Source organism: Xanthomonas sp. NCPPB 4467, from assembly GCF_041475665.2.
GTDB classification, from domain to species: domain Bacteria; phylum Pseudomonadota; class Gammaproteobacteria; order Xanthomonadales; family Xanthomonadaceae; genus Xanthomonas; species Xanthomonas dyei.
On the sequence record NZ_CM191260.1, the window covers coordinates 760,733 to 777,184 of the forward strand.

The window sequence follows — 16,452 nt, forward strand, 5'->3', positions numbered from 1 at the left end:
CCTCGTGGGTTACTGCAGGTGCTTGCGGAAGAACGCGGTGAGCGTGTCGAACGGAATCAGCTCCACGCGATCGTACAAGTCCACGTGTCCTGCGTCCGGCACGATCACCAATTGCTTGGGCTGGCCAGCCAGACGGTAGGCCTCTTCGCTGAACTCGCGTGAATGTGCCTTCTCGCCGGTAATGAACAGCATCGGCCGCGGCGAGATGGTCTCGATGTCGTTGAACGGGTAGAAATTCATGAACTTGACGTTGCTGGTCAGCGTCGGCCGTGTGGTGTGCTCGGGCGACTGGCCCTTGGGCGTGTACTGCCCGCGCGGTGTCCGATAGAAATCGTAGAACTCGCGTTCGATCGGGTTGGATTCCGGCGTCAGCGCCAGGACCGTGCCGCCGGTGTATTCCACCGGCCCGCCGCTGAATTCGACTGAGCGCTGTTTTGCGGCCGCGGCGATGATCTGCTTGCGCTGCGCCAGGCTGAGCCCATGACGCAGGCCGTTGCGGTTGGCCGCGCCCATGTCGTACATGCTCACCGTGGCGATCGCGTGCATGCGTGGGTCGATCTTGGCCGCGCTGATCACGAAGCTGCCACTGCCGCAGATACCCAGCGCACCGATCTGCTCGCGATCGACAAACGTCTGCGTTTCCAAGAAATCCACTGCCGCACTGAAGTCTTCGGCATAGATGTCCGGCGACACCGCGTTGCGCGGTTGCCCTTCGCTTTCGCCCCAGAACGACAGGTCCAGGGACAGCGTCACAAAGCCCTGTTCGGCAAGTTTGGTGGCGTAGAGATTGGCGCTTTGTTCCTTGACCGCACCCATTGGATGCCCGACCACAATGGCTGGATGCCGCTTGCCGGTGTCCAGACCCTTGGGGACGAACAGGGTGCCGGCCACGGTCATCTGGTACTGATTCTTGAAGGTGACCTTTTGCATGGTCACCGCCTCGCTGGTGTAGAAATTATCGGCACCGTGGGACATGTCTGCTCCTAGCGTAGTGAATGAAACGAGCAAGAGCACCAGAAGGAGGATGCGCAGTTGCATGGTGTGGCTCTCATGAAGGGTGCACGCCGCCCGCAGCTGTGTGCCGCTGCGGTTGCGTTTGCCGGTGGATGACGAGATGACGTGTGCGGCCAACGGGCGACGCCGTGTGGGCAGTGGCATGGCTGCAGCAATGCCCCTTGCGATGTCGCCGATGACCGCAGTGCATCACCGTGGGCGATCGGCGCCGCAATGCATGCAGCGTCGCGCCATTGGTTGTTTATTGCGCGTTTGCTGGCCTACCTGCTGCAGCGGGTGGGCGTTGCTGCCGCCGTGGTGCATCTTGCGGTGGCCTAATGTAGGTCAAGCGATGCGCTAGAGCATTAGCGCCACGCGCATGCCTTCATGTGCGTGTTTCATAAGTGCTGTGATGTGCCGTGCGCATGACAACGTGGGGCGCCTTGGCGCCATGCAGGTGGTGGGTGCTGACGCATGCGCAGACTGCGTGTCTGTGGCATTGGCAAATCGTTTACAGCGCAGATGCCCATGCGCAGGCTGCGAGAGCGCAATCGTGAGTCAGCTGGTCGCCCGAGGTGCGCTGCGCCAGAGCAACGCGCGGAACGGCCCGAGCAAGAACACGCCCATGCCCAGCTTCACCGCCAGATCGCCAGCGGCCCAGCTCACCCACGGCAGCGATGCACCGGCAAAGGCGATGCTCCAGAACAGTACGGTATCCAGCGTGGCGCTGCAGGTGGTGGCCACGATCGGCGCGCGCCACCAGCTGCCGTTGCGCAGCCGGTCGAACACGGTGATATCCAGCAACTGCGCCGCGATAAAGGCCGTGCACGAGGCCGCCGCAATGCGCGGTGTCGCCAGCCAGATCGACAACAGCACCGCCAGTGCGAACCCGCACCAGGCCACCGTGCGTGCTGCGCGTGGGCCGAAGCGGCGATTGATCAGATTGCTGACCAGAAACGCCAATGGGTATGAAAACGCGCCCCAAGTCAGCCAGTCGTTGATCGGGTACTGCACCAGGATGTTGGACAGCAGCACCACCGCGCCCATGGCCAACACCGCCCACGCCAATGCGCGCGCAGTGAGTGGGGTGTACGGCGTCGGCGAGGTGCTGGACATGGCAGTGCGGCAATGACAGAAAAATACGGATTATCCGCGCGTTGACGCAGGCGGACCAGTGCGCAGAGCCGCACGTAGAATCCACGGCGGCTGCTGCAGATTGAAACGGCGTGGTGATGAGGGGATGGACCCAGCACGGTGGAGTGACGTCGTGTGAGTCGCTTGCGTTCGCGCGACCGCGATGCCTGATCGATCCACCGTGCCGCTGCGCTGTCGTTTGACCGCATGCGGCGTGCCACCAGTACCAGCAACGCCCGCATGCACACGCCGCCGAGACATCGCCAATCCGCGGACACACCGATGCCACCTGCAGCGTGATTGGCACGCTGGCAACTGCGCACATGCCAGGCATCGTGCGCTACGGGTCTGCAACTGCGCACGCCGTACGCATCGGTGACCATCAACACGTCTTCGCGCAGGTAGTTCGGCAGACGGTGGAAGATGTGTCTGCGTGCGCCGCGCTTAGCACCGTATCCGCAGACGGGAGGCGTCAGTAACGCCCCATCCTGGCCGACGACAGCATCTACAAGCAGCTTGCCGGCATCACCAGGTCTTGCTGCTGTTCTGCGCAGCGGATTCTGCGGTCGGCACGAACGCCAGCGCCTGGCCTTGTGGCGACTGCACCGTCCAGCCGGCGCCGGCCGGGCTTGGCTGGAAGGTCACCGTCTCGCCAACGCGAAAGCCCGCAGCCGGGTCGTCCTCGCGCGCCGGCCAGCGCAGCAGGGCGGTGTTGTCGGCTTTTTCTGGATCCTGCAACTGCACTTCGCAGCCGCCGTCGGTGGTTTTTTCCACCGACTTGACCCGCATCGGCGGCAACGGCCCTGCGGAGGCCTTGTTCGATGCGTGATCGAGTGCTTCCGAGCCTGCTATCGCACTATGGCCCAGCGCCAACGACACGAAGTACGGTGCGGAGATCACCAGAATCGCCGACATCGCAGAGGCATCGCCGCGGGTGATCGTGGTCAAGCCTGCATTCGCCGGCATCGGTTGACCGAACGAGACGGCGAGCAACAGCCCGAGGAAGGTAAATTGAGAAGGGATGTTCATGGAGACGCTCCGTGCGTGGCGACGCGATGTGGAATGGACTGGTCCTGCTGCAGCACCTGTTGTTGCTGCAGGAAATCGAACACGGACTCGACCGTGATCACCGAATAATTGCCGGAGAGACGTTCGCTGGCAGGATGGTCGGTCACCGCCGCATTGGCGACGAAAAAGCGTGCGCCAATGCGCTTGCTCAGATCCAGATGCAAGCGGGTGGGTTGGTACCCGTTGTGCTTGAGCCAGGCTTGCGCGCTGTGTCGATCGCTCACCGGCGCAGGTGTCGCATCTGCTGCCGTGGTTGCCGCCATTGCCGCCGCCAGCACCTCGAGCACCCATTGGTTGGAGTTCTGGTAATCGGTGGAGAACGGATAGGCAATCATGCTGTAGCGCGCCTCATGTAGCGCATGCGCCAGTGTGGCCGGGTCCTGCAGCAAGATGCGTAGCTGCCGCTGCAGTGCCGGTGCCAGCACGCCGACGCGCAGATCTGCACTGAGGGCAGTTTCGCCGATGAAGTTGCTCAGACCTTCGTGATACAGCGCGGAGTTGTCCGATTTGCAGTGATTGAGCAGGTGCTTCACCCGCCATGTGCCGTCGTCCTCGCGGAGTGCGAAGGCCAGATGGCTGTGTTTCAACCCATAGCGGCTCAGATCCTGGCCGCCGCGTGCCAGCAGCACCACCTGCGCGCCGTCCACGGCGTCCAGCGTCTGCTGGGTGGATTTGGCCATGTCGAACATCGCCGCCAGCGTGGCGGGGGTTGGATAGTGCGGGGTGCAGATCGGTGCGGCAACGGCGGGCAGTGCGCATGTCAAGGCGATGAGTAACGACGCCGTTGCAAGCCACCTGCGCTGCTTAAGTTCGAATTGCATGGGGGTTGATCGTCCGTGTGGTTGCCCCGTGGCAGCCACGGCGACACCATCATACGTGCAGGCGCTCGCGCACCAGCGCGGCGATGCGCTGGGTTTCGCGCAGCGGTTGAAGGTGCGACGGCGTTGCGAAGACATCCGCTGCATCGCATAAACGGCCATGCGACTGCAGTGCCCGCACGTACGTGGCAACCCGGCCTTGCGCCTGTTCGGCAAACGCCGCCGTCACCGGTACCCGCGTGGCGCAGGCTTCGGAGAGCAGGTTGACCGAGTCGGCGCTGGCCACGATCGCATCGGCCCAGCCCAGCAGCCCGGCGTACGGGTTGGGGCCGTCGCGGTCGTCGCACCACAGCAGGTGCGGTAAGCCGCTGCAGATCGCACGCAACGGTGCGATTGCCTCCGCCGGCGTGCGGCGTGAGACGGTGACCAGCAGGCTGCCGCCGGCGGCGTGCAGTTGCTCGCGCAGTGGCGTGCACAGCGCGGTCAGTTCCTGCGTTGTCCATGGCACCTGCGCGGTGGGTCCGCCGACCAGTAGCGCCAGCCGCGGGCCGGGCAGGCGGCCCAGTGCCGGGAACGCGGCGCGCCCGGCCGCCAGCCAGTCATCGTCCACCGGATGCAGGCTGCCGAGCAGGGTGAGCACATTACTGCCGCGTAGCGCGTCGTGCTCGGGCACGATCAGCAGATCCCAGTGGTGGGCATCCAGGCGCGGGTCCAGGATCTGCACGCTACGGCTGCCGCGCGCGCGCAGCAGCCGGGTGGCCAGCGCTGCCTGGCGGCCACAGCCGATGGCCAGGGCGGGGGGCTGCTGCAGTTGCTGGGCAAACGCTGCGCCAAATGCGCGTTGTGCGCCGGGTAGCAGACGCGGCGCCGTCCAGCGCCAGGGCGGCTGCGTGTGCAGATGGATCGGCTGGAAGGTCTCAGGTTGCAGTGCCCGCGCCAGCGCTTCGGCCTGGCGCGCATTGCCGGCGCGGCCGTCGCTCAGCGCCCAGGTCACCGCCATCGTTTCAGATCCGACATAGATTTGTTTCAGATTGAACGCGTGTGGCGGCAATCGCGCCACTCTACACTGCGGGTCTTCACACTGGTGCCGACGCCGCAGCTTACCGTCGCGCCACCCCCTCTTCTGGAGTGCTCATGTCCGACTCGCTCAACGCCGCCGCACTGGATCAGCTGTTCCGTACCGCCCGCACGCAAAACGCGTTTGCCGACACGCCGGTCAGCCAGGACGTGCTGCGTGAGCTCTATGAGCTGGTGAAGTGGGGACCCACCGCCGCCAATAGCTCGCCGGCGCGCTTTGTGTTCGTGACCAGCGCCGAGGGCAAGGCCAAGCTCAAGCCGGCGCTGTCCGAAGGCAATGCGGCCAAGACGCTGGCCGCGCCGGTCACGGTGATCGTGGCGCACGACGAAGACTTCCACGAAAAGCTGCCGTACCTGTTCCCGCATGCCGATGCCAAGAGCTGGTTCGACGGCCCGCGCGAAGGCCGCACCGAATCGGCGTTCCGTAACGGCTCGCTGCAGGGTGCCTATCTGATCCTGGCTGCGCGCGCACTGGGTCTGGATGCCGGCCCGATGTCGGGCTTCGACAACGCCAAGGTGGATGCGGCGTTTTTCGCCGGCACGCCGATCAAGTCCAACTTCCTGATCAATCTTGGCTACGGCGACCCGGCCGGGTTGTTCCCGCGTTCGCCGCGCCTGAGCTTCGATGAAGCGGCGCGCTTTGAATAATCGTCCGCAGTGAGCGGCACCGCGTGTGACGCATCCGGTGTGACATCAACGCTGCAGCGTGTCTGCCCGGCAATCGCTGTGCGTCGTCATTGGCGCCGCCCGGTGTGGGGCGCGCTATGGTTTGCTGCATCGCTGTGTTTCGTCGATCAAGCGGCCGTGCTCACGCGCAAGTGAGCGCGGCCGATGCCCGGAAGCGGTGGATGTCACCTGTCCACTGCGCGTTCTGAGCCTGCCGTCCTTCGCCGTCTGACCACTGCGGTGCAAGATAGGTTTGCCGTTTCCACTTTCCTGCAGTCCTCGTCCGTCTGCGTTTCGTCCCATCCGCGTTGATCCAACGCGTCTCTCATCACATGGAGTTCCAATGAAAACCACCCACAAGCTGCTGCTGCCGCTCGCCCTGACCCTGGCCATCGCCGCCTGCTCCAAGCCGGCCGACAACGCCGCCGCACCGGCTGCCGAAACCCCGGCCGCCACCGCGCCGGCCGATGCCGCTGCCACCACTCCGGCCCCGGCTGCGACGCCGGCTGCCGCGACCGCCCCGGCCGTGGAAGTGGCCTCGGGCACCTACACCCTGGACCCGAGCCACACCGACGTGCTGGCGCAGTGGAGCCACTTCGGCTTCTCCAACCCGAGCGCGCATTTCGGCAATGTCGACGGCACCCTGGTGTACGACGCGGCCGACGTGACCAAGTCCACCGTGCAGGTGACCCTGCCGCTGTCCGGCTTGAACAGCTTCACCGCCAAGTTCGACGAGCATCTGAAGAGCGGTGACTTCTTCGACGCGGCCAAGTTCCCGACCGCCACCTTCAAGAGCACCAAGGTCGAATCGGCCGGCGCCAACAAGCTGACCGTCACCGGCGACCTGACCATCAAGGATCAGACCAAGCCGGTCGTGCTGGACGTCACCCTCAACGGTGCTGGCGAGCACCCGATGAAGAAGGTGGCCGCAGCCGGTTTCGACGCCACCACCACGATCAAGCGCAGCGACTTCGGCGTGGGCCAGTACGCCCCGAACGTCAGCGACGAGGTCAAGATCCGCATCACCACCGAAGCCCTGCAGGCCAAGGCCGGCGACGCTGCTGCGAAGTAATTAAGCGGTTGCTCGCATTAGGGCCCGCCATTGGCGGGCCCTAATTTTTTCGGGCAAATTTCAAGTGTCTAAGCTTTGAGAGAGTCGCCTCTGATCAGATGGCTTGCTCGATTGGAAGCAGATAGATCTGAACGCTGTGATCGCCGAACGTCGCAGTCGTGTTTCCTGCAATATTCATTTCCGCGAGGGTTTTCCCTTTTGCGTCTGCCAGAACAAGTGCGTAGATGTCCCCAAATCGTGGGTCGGTACGGATCATTGATGCTTTTTACGCGGTATTTTCTGTTGTCGGGTAGAACCAGGACGGGCGAAATTTCGCCAGGACTTAGCTCAAGGTCAACGTCTCTTCCGCTCAAATCACCTCGAACCTTCACCTCTAATATCTGCTTCTTCGGTATTGCCCGATGAAGGGCGGTGGTGTCTTCTTGCTGAGCCGAGTAAGCAGCGATAGGCGATGCTGCAGAAAGCACGATGCCGACGGCCACTCTTAAATAGCGGCGACGTTGATCTGCCTTCATATCTTTCATGGGAAGCCTCTCGATTGAGTAGGTCCATCCGGTGACAAGCACCTATCAGATAAATGTCTATGGGGTCCTGACGCTTGCGTTCTAGCAAGCGCACTTATGACTGTCAATGGCTGTTGTGTTCGCCTGCTTGACGTTGTGGTCGAATGTAACTACGCACTTTTGATAATCGTGCTGACCGGTGTTCTTTGCATCTCATGCCGTCTTCCAAGCCGCGTTCGTACGTATCAAGCCCACACGTCATGCCCGAATACGTTTGAACAGCTTGAGCCGGTCGCGACTGAGCATCGATGCGTTACCAGTCTTGAAAGCCTCACCGTGGAGCGGTGCGCAACCGCGCGAGATGTCATCCGGAGGCCATGCTGCCAAACCAGGTGCGGAACCATCCCAGGTCATATCAAGGTGCATGCGCCGTACCACGTCTTTGAAGGCGGTGATACGTCAGAACCGCCGCGATCAAGGCGGTTCTCCCAAGTCAGCCCAGTACTTATGCCTTGAGGTCTCTGACTCCGACCGTCGACAGCTCGCCAGATGCGAATTAGTTTTTGGCTGCCCTCGATTGATCGCCAGAGGCGGGAACATTTGGCCTCACTCCCCGGCCGGATCCGCTTTCCAATACCCCTTCGCGCGGATCCACTCCTTGTCCACGCCCATGTGCTCTTCCACAAACTTGCGCATGGCCCGTGCGCGCATCGATTCGGCGCCGATCCAGTAAAACGTGTCGCCGTCGTGCGGCTCGTAATCGCGCAGGCTGTCTTCCAGCAAGGTACTGCTGGCCGCAGCGAAGCCATTGCGCTCCAGCCAATACACAGCGACATCGGCGGCGCTGATCAACTCCTGCCGCTCGTCTGCATCGGCCACTTCGATAAAGACTTCTGCCTGCATGTCGGCCGGCATCGACTCCAGCCAGCGACTGATCGCGGGCAGCGCGGTTTCATCGCCGATCAGCACGTAATGGTCGAAGTCGTCGGCCACCAGAAACGAGCCGCGTGGGCCGCCGATCTTCAGCGCATTTCCGGGCTGCGCCTGTGCGGCCCAACTGGATGCCACGCCGTCGCCATGCAGCACGAAATCGATACTCAGCTCGCTGCTCTGCGGGTCGAACGCGCGCGGGGTGTAATCGCGGCCGGGGGAGGGCAATGCGCCTTCGGCGTAACGCGGTCCTTCCGGGGTCATGGTCGGCAGCACGAAGGCGCCATCGGCATTGGGGAAAAACAGTTTGACGTGGTCGTCCGGCGCTTCGCTTTGAAAGCCGGCCAGTTCGCTGCCGCCAAAGACAATGCGGCGCATCTGCGGAGTGATCGATTCGCAACGGACCACGTGCACGGAGCGCAGGCGCGAGTCGCGACGAAGTTGGGTATTGGTGTGTGCAGCCATGGGGGTGCGATTCCTGATGGTGTCGCGCACAGAGGCGCGGCGTGGGGGGGGGAGCAGGTACGGCGGTGACACGATGGATAGTTAGGAGTGGCTAACAAGACGGCTGTGCTCAGTGCCAGGCGGGCGCCGCAGGTGCTCGGTGTGGTATGTGCTCCTCGTAGGCTCTGGTTCTGGGTGCGCTGTCCATGTCTAGTTGACGATTGGTTGCTGGTTTTTACGGCTCTAAAACTTGCTGAGTGCCAAGACACCGCTGTTTTTCTTCCCGCTTCGAGGTGTTTCTTCCTGCAGGTGGAACAAGTGACGCGTAGTTGTGGGTGGAGGAGGTTGAGCGACATGTTTGTGTGGTTGGAATGTTCGTGAAGCTTCGCGCCGTACCCTCACTCCAACCCCTCTCCCGAGGGGAGAGGGGCTTTAGCAACGCTCGCAACATCGGGCGACGGAACGAACACCCAACGGAACTTCCGATCAACAGAGCAGCCAATCAACTCAACAGAACGACCGATCAACAGAACCGGCCAGCAGACTCGCTGTCGCAACAACGCAACAACGCAACAACGCAACAACGCAACAACGCAACAACGCAACAACGGCCAACGGCTGTCGTCGACGCTGCAACACCCCTCAGTGCTCGTCCTGCTCCATGCCGTCGGCGGCGGCGTTGAGCAGTGCGGCAATCCGTTCAATGTCTGCTTCGCTCCATTGGCCGTGGCGTGCAAACAAGCCGTGCTTGATGCGGTGGATTGCCTCGCGGATGGGTGGCGGTGTCTGCGCCTTGATCAGCTCGCGTGCGCGGCGATGGGTGCGCGCCAGTGCGGCATCCAGGGCGTCGCGCTGATCGCCGGCGTAGCTGCGGCCGGCGTCGGTGATCCGATACTGCTTGCGGCCCTGTTCCAGATCGGTCTGCACCCAGCCGTCGGCTTCCAGCTGCGCCAGCGCCGGGTAGATCGCGCCGGCGCTGGGCGTGTACAGGCCTTTGAACAGCGCGGTGATCTGCCGCATCAACTCGTAGCCGTGGCGTGGGTGCTGTTCGATCAAGGCCAGCACCAGCAGGCGCAGATCGCCATGCCCCAGCGGCCGGATGCGCGCACTGCCGCGCCCGGAGACGTTGCCGTCGGCTGCATCCAGATCGGCCAAGACCGCATGATGGCGGGTGTTCGGTTTCATTCGATATATCGAAGCATGCAAAAACGATATATCGAAGTGCGGGCGGCCGCAAGCACTTGGCTGTCGCATTGCTGACCGTCCGTCGCCACGTCATCCACCGATGCTGCAATGCGTCTAGACAGCACCTCTTTCCATAATTACGATGTAATTACTTCGACATTACGGGCTCGACCCGGTGAGGCAATGCGATGAGTCGACAGTGGGACACCCAGGCCGAAGGCCGGCGCAGGCGCTTGCAGCGTGCCGCCGCGCTGGCGCCGCAGGGCCGCGTGGTGGCCGCCACCGATGTGGTGGCGCTGCTGGAGGCGGTGATCGAGCCCGGCGACCGCGTGTGTCTGGAGGGCAACAATCAAAAGCAGGCCGATTTCCTGGCGCGCTGCCTCACCGAGGTGGACCCCGCGCGCGTGCACGACCTGCACATGGTGCAGTCGGTGCTGTCGCTGGCCTCGCACCTGGATGTGTTCGAGCGCGGCATCGCCAAACGTCTGGATTTTTCGTTCTCCGGCCCGCAGGCCGCGCGTCTGGCTGGTTTGGTGAGCGAAGGCCGCATCGAGATCGGCGCCATCCACACCTATCTGGAATTGTTCGGCCGCTATTTCATCGACCTCACTCCGCGCATCGCGTTGATCACCGCGCAGGCCGCCGACCGCCACGGCAATCTCTACACCGGCCCCAACACCGAAGATACGCCGGTGATTGTGGAGGCCACCGCGTTCAAGGGCGGCATCGTGATCGCGCAGGTCAACGAAATCCTCGACACCTTGCCGCGCGTGGATATTCCGGCCGATTGGGTGGACTTCGTGACCGAGGCACCCAAGCCCAACTACATCGAACCCTTATTTACCCGCGACCCGGCGTTGATCTCCGAGATCCAGGTGTTGATGGCGATGATGGCGATCAAGGGCATCTACGCCGAGTACGGTGTGGACCGGCTCAATCACGGCATCGGCTTCGACACCGCCGCCATCGAATTGCTGTTGCCCACCTACGCCGAATCGCTGGGATTGAAAGGCAAGATCTGCCGGCATTGGGCGCTGAATCCGCATCCGGCGCTGATCCCGGCGATCGAATCGGGCTTTGTGCAGTCGGTGCATTCGTTCGGCTCCGAGCTGGGTATGGAAAACTACATCGCCGCGCGCCCGGATGTGTTCTTCACCGGCGCCGACGGCAGCATGCGGTCCAACCGCGCGCTGTCGCAGACCGCCGGTTTATACGCCTGCGACATGTTTATCGGCTCCACCCTGCAGATCGATTTGCAGGGCAATAGCTCCACCGCCACGCGCGACCGCATCGCCGGCTTTGGTGGCGCGCCCAACATGGGCTCGGATGCTCGCGGCCGCCGCCATGCCAGCGCTGCCTGGCTCAAGGCAGGACACGAAGCCGCACGACCGGGTGAGATGCCGCGCGGGCGCAAGCTGGTGGTGCAGATGGTGGAAACCTTCCGCGAGCATATGGCGCCGGCGTTCGTCGACAAGCTCGATGCCTGGGAACTGGCCGAGCGCGCCAACATGCCGCTGCCGCCGGTGATGATTTACGGCGATGACGTCAGCCATGTGCTGACCGAAGAAGGCATCGCCAATCTGTTGTTGTGCCGCACGCCGGAAGAGCGCGAGCAGGCGATTCGCGGCGTGTCCGGTTACACCGCCGTGGGTCTCGGACGTGACAAACGCATGGTGGAAAACCTGCGCGATCGCGGGGTGATCAAGCGGCCGGAAGATCTGGGCATCCGTCCGCGCAATGCCACGCGCGATCTGCTTGCCGCACGCACGGTCAAGGACTTGGTGCGTTGGTCCGGTGGGTTGTACGACCCGCCGAAACGTTTCCGCAATTGGTAAGGGCTCAGCATGGAAACCCTGCGATATCGCTTTGACGGCCAGCACGGTGCGCGTACCGGTCTGGAGCATGCGCTGGTCGGCGTGGTCGCCTCCGGCAACCTGGAAGTGCTGGTCGAGCGCGTGCCGCTCGACGGCGCTATGGAAATCGAGATCCTCACCGCGGCCCGCGGCTTCGGCACGATCTGGCAGGCGGTGCTGGGCGACTTCGCCGCGCGCCACCCGCTGCGCGATGTGCGCATCAGCATTAACGATGTTGGCGCAACGCCGGCAGTGGTGAGTCTGCGTCTGGAACAGGCGATCGATGTCCTGCAAGGAGATGCGGCATGAGCCTTTTGCATCGCACAGACACAGACACCTGCGTAGGAGCGCACCCGGGCGCGACGGGTGTTCCCGGTAACGCCGCGGTCGCGCCCAGGTGCGCTCCTACAGCACAAATCCGGAGGCGCGCATGAGCACCACCATTCCCATGGCCGAGCGCAGCTATTACGAAGCCGATGCCCGCGAGCGTATCGACGGGCTGCTGGACGCCGGCAGCTTCCGCGAATTCGTCGGCCCGCGCCGGCGCCTGGCCAGCCCGCATCTGGCGCAGCTCGACGTGCCGGGCGCCTTCGACGACGGCATCGTTGTGGGCGAGGGTACGTTGCGTGGCCGCAGCGTGTTGATCGCTGCCCAGCAGGGCGCCTTTATGGGTGGCGGCGTGGGTGAAGTGCACGGTGCCAAGCTCACCGGTTTGCTCGAGCGCGCGGCAGCCACGCATCCGGCAGCAGTGCTGTTATTGCTCGACACTGGCGGCGTGCGCTTGCACGAAGCCAATGCCGGCCTGATCGCCATTTCCGAAGTCATGCGTGCCACGCTGGATACGCGCGCGTCCGGCGTGCCGGTGTTGGCGTTGATCGGTAGCGGCAATGGCGCATTCGGCGGCATGGGCATCGTGGCGCGCTGCTGCAGCGCGGTGATCATGTCCGAAGAAGGCCGCTTGTCGTTGTCCGGTCCGGACGTGATCGAAACCGTACGCGGGGTGGAAGAGTTCGACGCCCGCGACCGCGCTCTGGTCTGGCGCGTGACCGGCGGCAAACACCGCTATCTGCTGGGCGACGCGCAGACTTTTGTGGCCGACCGCACCGCCGCGTTTGCCGATGCAGCGGCCGTCACGCTGGACACACTTGTCGAACCCGAAAGCGATGCCGCGCTGCAGGCCCTGGAGCAGGCGCATCAGCAACTGTCTGCGCGCATCGAGGCCTATGGCGATTGCCGCGACGGTCTGGACATCTGGGCGCGGCAAGGCATCGCCGATCCGCAGCGGCTGCCGCTGCTGGACACCGACGCCTTCCTCGCGGCCACTGCAGATCGGAGCACACCATGGAGCTGAGCCAACTGCTCGACCAGCTGTTTCCGCTCGGCCACGCCATCGCGCGCAATGATGATGTGCTCACCGGCAGCGCGACCACGGCCTCAGGCGAGGTCACGGTGATCGGCACCGCTAACAAGCTGGAAGTGGGCGTGGACCACGCGTTGGCCCTGGCCGCCACTGTGCTGGCCAGCACCCGCGCGCATCCGCAGCGGCCGATCGTGATGCTGGCCGACACCGCCGGGCAACGCCTGGCACGTCGCGATGAATTGCTCGGCATCAATGGCTACTTCGCGCATCTGGCGCGTGCGCTGGATCTGGCGCGCAGGCGCGGCGCGCGGCTGGTCACACTGGTGTATGGCGAAGCGGTGAGCGGCGGATTTCTGTCGTTCGGCTTGATGGCCGACCGCATCCATGCATTGCCGGATGCGCAGGTGCGCGTGATGGATCTGCGTGCCATGGCCCGTGTCACCAAGCAATCGGTGGACACCTTGCAGGCGCTCAGCAAAAGTTCGCCGGTATTTGCGCCGGGCGTGGAAAACTATGTGCGCATGGGCGCGGTGGAATCGCTGTGGGACGGCGATCTGGCGCAGGCGCTGCTCGATGCATTGGCCGCGCCCGTCGATGGCGACCAGCGTCGCGCACTCGGCGCGCAATGCGGCGGCCGCACGCTGGCGCGCGATGTTGCTGCCGCCGTGGCAGCGGGCGAGGCCTGAGAATGGCCGGCCGCCACGCCCTGGTGTGGTTACGCGACGATGCGCAATGGCAGGCGCACACGCCAGGTGCGCAGCCACGCTTGCAGCAGTGGTTTGCCGCCGGCTTGCCGGCAGTGGTGGCGCGTGGCGACGGCAGCGAGGCGCCGGGCAGCGTGCGCCTGGGTGTGCCGTTGCCGCCCGGCGAATGCAAGCAGCGTCTGGCATTGCATGCCGATGTCGTGGAAATCGCACGCTGCAGTGAGCCACTGTCGTTGGATGCCGTCATCGCGCACGCACCCGGCGAGTTGCAGCCCGCGCTGCAGGTATTGCGCGCGCACGCGCAGGCTGATGCACTGCAGCCGCGCGTGTTCGGTAGCTTCGCGTGGCAAGCGTTGACGGGCTTGACCTATGTGCACGCGCAATCGGATCTGGATCTGCTGTGGTCCATTGATACGCCCGAGCAGGCACAAACAGTGGTTGCCTTGTTGCAGCGCTGGGAGCGGCGCCACGGCATGCGTGCCGATGGCGAGTTGCTGCTGCCCAACGACATCGCGGTGAATTGGCGCGAGTACGCCAGTGACGCGCAGCACGTGCTGGTGAAATCCGGCAACGGCTGCTGCTTGTTGCCGCGCGCTGCGTTGTTTCAGTTAAGGAGCGCGGCATGAGCGCGCAGGTCCAACACCTGCATCATGTGGATGTGCCCGCAGTGCCGCGCGACGTTGCGCACCGGCTCGGCCGGCTCGCCGTTGGCGCGCTCCATGCGGAGCTGGCCTGCGCGCCCAAGCCCGGGCTGGTGACGCCGTTCGACAGCGGTAGCCACAGCGACATGGATGCCTCCACGTTCTTGCGCAGTTTGTTCGCATTGCGCGGCTATTTTATCGCCATCGCGCAGGCCGGCAGCGACAACGCGCCCTTTGCACGGCTGCGCGATCTGGGCATCGCGGCCGAGGCGGCCATGCTGCGCGCCACCGGCGGCATCAATACCCACCGGGGTGCGATCTTCAGCCTTGGTCTGCTCACCGCACAGGCCGCACGTCTGCGCGCCGCGCACGGCCAGCGGCCATCTGCCGACGCGGTCTGCAACGGGGTGCAAGTGTGGGGCGCGGCGTTGCGCGCTGCGCCGCTGGACCCAAGCAGCAACGGCCAGCGCATGCGCGCGCAGTACAAGGTGGCTGGCGTTCGCGAGCAGGCCGCAGCCGGCTACCCGCTACTGCGCGAGATCGCGCTGCCGAGCCTGCGCGTCGCGTTGGGCACTGGCGCCACGCAGGACGCTGCACTCGCGCAGACCTTGATGCAACTGGTCGCGCATGTCGACGATCTCAATCTGCTGCATCGTGGCGGCTCAGACGGTCTGGCGTATGCCAAAGCGCAGGCGCGGCGCTTTCTCGATGACGGCGGTATTGCGCAACCCCACTGGCGCGATCGGCTGTCGTCGATCGGCAAACAATTCGTGGCGCGTCGGCTCAGTCCCGGCGGAAGCGCGGACCTGCTGGCGTGTGCGTGGTTCCTGCATTGCCAGGAGACGTTGTGAGCAGGCGCGCGCCCAGTGTCACTGTGGCTGCAGAAGCACGTTGCGCGTGCACGCAACGCATCTGTGCCTCACTTCGCACAGCAGCGGCTGCGGTATTGCACGCTGCACCAGGACACGTTGCCCATAGCGCGCAGACGTACAGTTCCTGCAGCAGTCGCGCCAGCGCATGCACGCGGCCAACGCCATGACCCTGACCATCCTCTGCCCAGGCCAAGGCGGCCAGCACGCCGACATGTTCGCCCGCATTGCCGATGCGCCCGCTGCGGCAGCGGTGCTCGCGGCAGCCGGCCAGGTGCTTGGCGCCGCTCCGCAAACCCTCGCCGCAGATGCTGGCCGCTACGCCAATGCCGTCGCCCAGCCGCTGGTCTGCGCAGGCACCTTGGCGCAATGGCAGGTGCTGCGCGAGCATCTGCCGACGCCGCTGCTGGTGCTGGGGTATAGCGTCGGCGAGCTGGCCGCGCACGCGGTGGCCGGCAGCATCGACATCCAGACCTGCCTGCACCTTGCGACCACCCGTGCGCGCGCGATGGATGCGGCCAGCCCCGAGGATGCCGGGTTGATAGCGGTGATCGGCCTACCGCTGCCCACGCTGGAATCGCTCTGCAACACGCATGGTGCAGCAGTGGCCATCATCAACGGCGACGACCATGCCGTGCTTGGTGGGCCGCGCACGGCATTGGCGCGGCTTGGCGATGACGCGCAATCGCGCGGCGCACGCGTCACCCTGCTGCCGGTCAGCGTGCCTGCGCATACGCCGTGGCTGCGCGCGGCCGCCGATGCCTTCGCCGCCGCGTTGAACACGGTGGCCATTCGCGCCCCCACGCTGCGCGTGCTTGCCGGCATCGACGCACGTGCCGTCGCCACGCCGCCGCAGGTGATCGACAGCCTGGCTGCACAGATCGCGCAGACCGTGCGCTGGCACGACCTGCTGGTGCAGGCCGCCGAACGCGGTGCGCGTGTATTTCTCGAACTCGGCCCCGGCAGCGCATTGGCGCGCATGGCGCGCGAGATCGTACCGGGCTGCGAAGCGCGGTCGGTCGACGATTTCCACAGCACCCAAGGGGTGGTGGAGTGGGTCAACGCCGCGTGCGAACGCGCGGCATGACCATCAGGCAGGTGTCGTACACGGCGTGACCCTTGGATGGCGGGTGGC

At 64.6% G+C, this 16,452-nt stretch carries 16 protein-coding genes and 1 pseudogene; 9 read left to right on the forward strand and 8 right to left on the reverse strand.

Going from position 1 to position 16,452, the window contains the following annotated elements:
• Positions 1–9: 9 nt before the first annotated feature.
• The 5 genes from ACCQ06_RS03275 to ACCQ06_RS03295 all read right to left on the reverse strand — a co-directional run bounded on the left by ACCQ06_RS03275 (position 10) and on the right by ACCQ06_RS03295 (position 5,013).
• On the reverse strand, positions 10–1,038 hold the full coding sequence (locus ACCQ06_RS03275) for an alpha/beta hydrolase (RefSeq protein WP_316690166.1): 1,029 nt from the start codon (positions 1,036–1,038) through the stop codon (positions 10–12).
• A 513-nt stretch (positions 1,039–1,551) separates the two neighbouring features.
• On the reverse strand, positions 1,552–2,109 hold the full coding sequence (locus tag ACCQ06_RS03280; protein ID WP_228322977.1) for a VUT family protein: 558 nt from the start codon (positions 2,107–2,109) through the stop codon (positions 1,552–1,554).
• A gap of 543 nt (positions 2,110–2,652) precedes the next feature.
• Positions 2,653–3,156, reverse strand: coding sequence for a hypothetical protein (locus tag ACCQ06_RS03285; protein WP_316690168.1), 504 nt, complete (start codon positions 3,154–3,156; stop codon positions 2,653–2,655).
• Positions 3,153–4,016 (reverse strand): DUF2145 domain-containing protein, encoded by an 864-nt coding sequence (locus ACCQ06_RS03290; RefSeq protein WP_316690171.1) that lies wholly within the window; start codon positions 4,014–4,016, stop codon positions 3,153–3,155. The genes ACCQ06_RS03285 and ACCQ06_RS03290 overlap by 4 nt, the downstream gene beginning before the upstream one ends.
• A gap of 49 nt (positions 4,017–4,065) precedes the next feature.
• Positions 4,066–5,013, reverse strand: coding sequence for a mitochondrial fission ELM1 family protein (locus tag ACCQ06_RS03295; protein WP_316690174.1), 948 nt, complete (start codon positions 5,011–5,013; stop codon positions 4,066–4,068).
• A 134-nt stretch (positions 5,014–5,147) separates the two neighbouring features.
• Between ACCQ06_RS03295 and ACCQ06_RS03300 the strand changes: the two genes are divergently transcribed.
• Positions 5,148–5,738, forward strand: a complete 591-nt coding sequence (locus ACCQ06_RS03300; RefSeq protein WP_039424579.1) for a malonic semialdehyde reductase — start codon at positions 5,148–5,150, stop codon at positions 5,736–5,738.
• A 361-nt stretch (positions 5,739–6,099) separates the two neighbouring features.
• Positions 6,100–6,828, forward strand: coding sequence for a YceI family protein (locus ACCQ06_RS03305; protein WP_316690177.1), 729 nt, complete (start codon positions 6,100–6,102; stop codon positions 6,826–6,828).
• Positions 6,829–6,922: 94 nt separating this feature from the next.
• Here the strand turns inward: ACCQ06_RS03305 and ACCQ06_RS03310 are convergent.
• From ACCQ06_RS03310 to ACCQ06_RS03320, 3 genes and pseudogenes are all read right to left on the reverse strand, one after another.
• Positions 6,923–7,223 (reverse strand): annotated as a pseudogene (locus ACCQ06_RS03310) (hypothetical protein).
• 714 nt (positions 7,224–7,937) lie between these two features.
• Positions 7,938–8,726 (reverse strand): siderophore-interacting protein, encoded by a 789-nt coding sequence (locus tag ACCQ06_RS03315; protein WP_316690178.1) that lies wholly within the window; start codon positions 8,724–8,726, stop codon positions 7,938–7,940.
• 621 nt (positions 8,727–9,347) lie between these two features.
• On the reverse strand, positions 9,348–9,890 hold the full coding sequence (locus tag ACCQ06_RS03320; protein ID WP_316690179.1) for a PadR family transcriptional regulator: 543 nt from the start codon (positions 9,888–9,890) through the stop codon (positions 9,348–9,350).
• A gap of 188 nt (positions 9,891–10,078) precedes the next feature.
• On the opposite strand from ACCQ06_RS03320, the gene mdcA reads away from it, so the two are divergent.
• From mdcA to mdcH, 7 genes are all read left to right on the forward strand, one after another.
• Positions 10,079–11,725, forward strand: a complete 1,647-nt coding sequence (mdcA, locus tag ACCQ06_RS03325; RefSeq protein ID WP_316690180.1) for a malonate decarboxylase subunit alpha — start codon at positions 10,079–10,081, stop codon at positions 11,723–11,725.
• 9 nt (positions 11,726–11,734) lie between these two features.
• A complete protein-coding gene (mdcC, locus tag ACCQ06_RS03330) occupies positions 11,735–12,052 on the forward strand; it encodes a malonate decarboxylase acyl carrier protein (RefSeq protein ID WP_055853061.1) in 318 nt (105 codons plus the stop codon).
• A gap of 139 nt (positions 12,053–12,191) precedes the next feature.
• Positions 12,192–13,094, forward strand: a complete 903-nt coding sequence (locus ACCQ06_RS03335) for a biotin-independent malonate decarboxylase subunit beta (RefSeq protein WP_316692486.1) — start codon at positions 12,192–12,194, stop codon at positions 13,092–13,094.
• The gene (mdcE, locus tag ACCQ06_RS03340) at positions 13,085–13,789 is read left to right on the forward strand and encodes a biotin-independent malonate decarboxylase subunit gamma (RefSeq protein ID WP_316690181.1); all 705 of its coding nucleotides are present in this window, start codon (positions 13,085–13,087) and stop codon (positions 13,787–13,789) included. Before ACCQ06_RS03335 ends, mdcE begins: the two co-directional genes overlap by 10 nt.
• A gap of 2 nt (positions 13,790–13,791) precedes the next feature.
• The gene (gene mdcG, locus ACCQ06_RS03345) at positions 13,792–14,433 is read left to right on the forward strand and encodes a malonate decarboxylase holo-[acyl-carrier-protein] synthase (protein ID WP_316690182.1); all 642 of its coding nucleotides are present in this window, start codon (positions 13,792–13,794) and stop codon (positions 14,431–14,433) included.
• Positions 14,430–15,299: a triphosphoribosyl-dephospho-CoA synthase MdcB gene (mdcB, locus tag ACCQ06_RS03350; RefSeq protein ID WP_316690184.1), complete on the forward strand. Its 870-nt coding sequence runs from the start codon at positions 14,430–14,432 to the stop codon at positions 15,297–15,299. Before mdcG ends, mdcB begins: the two co-directional genes overlap by 4 nt.
• A 184-nt stretch (positions 15,300–15,483) precedes the next feature.
• Complete coding sequence (gene mdcH / locus ACCQ06_RS03355; protein WP_316690185.1) at positions 15,484–16,404, forward strand: malonate decarboxylase subunit epsilon; 921 nt, start codon at positions 15,484–15,486, stop codon at positions 16,402–16,404.
• Positions 16,405–16,452 lie beyond the last annotated feature (48 nt).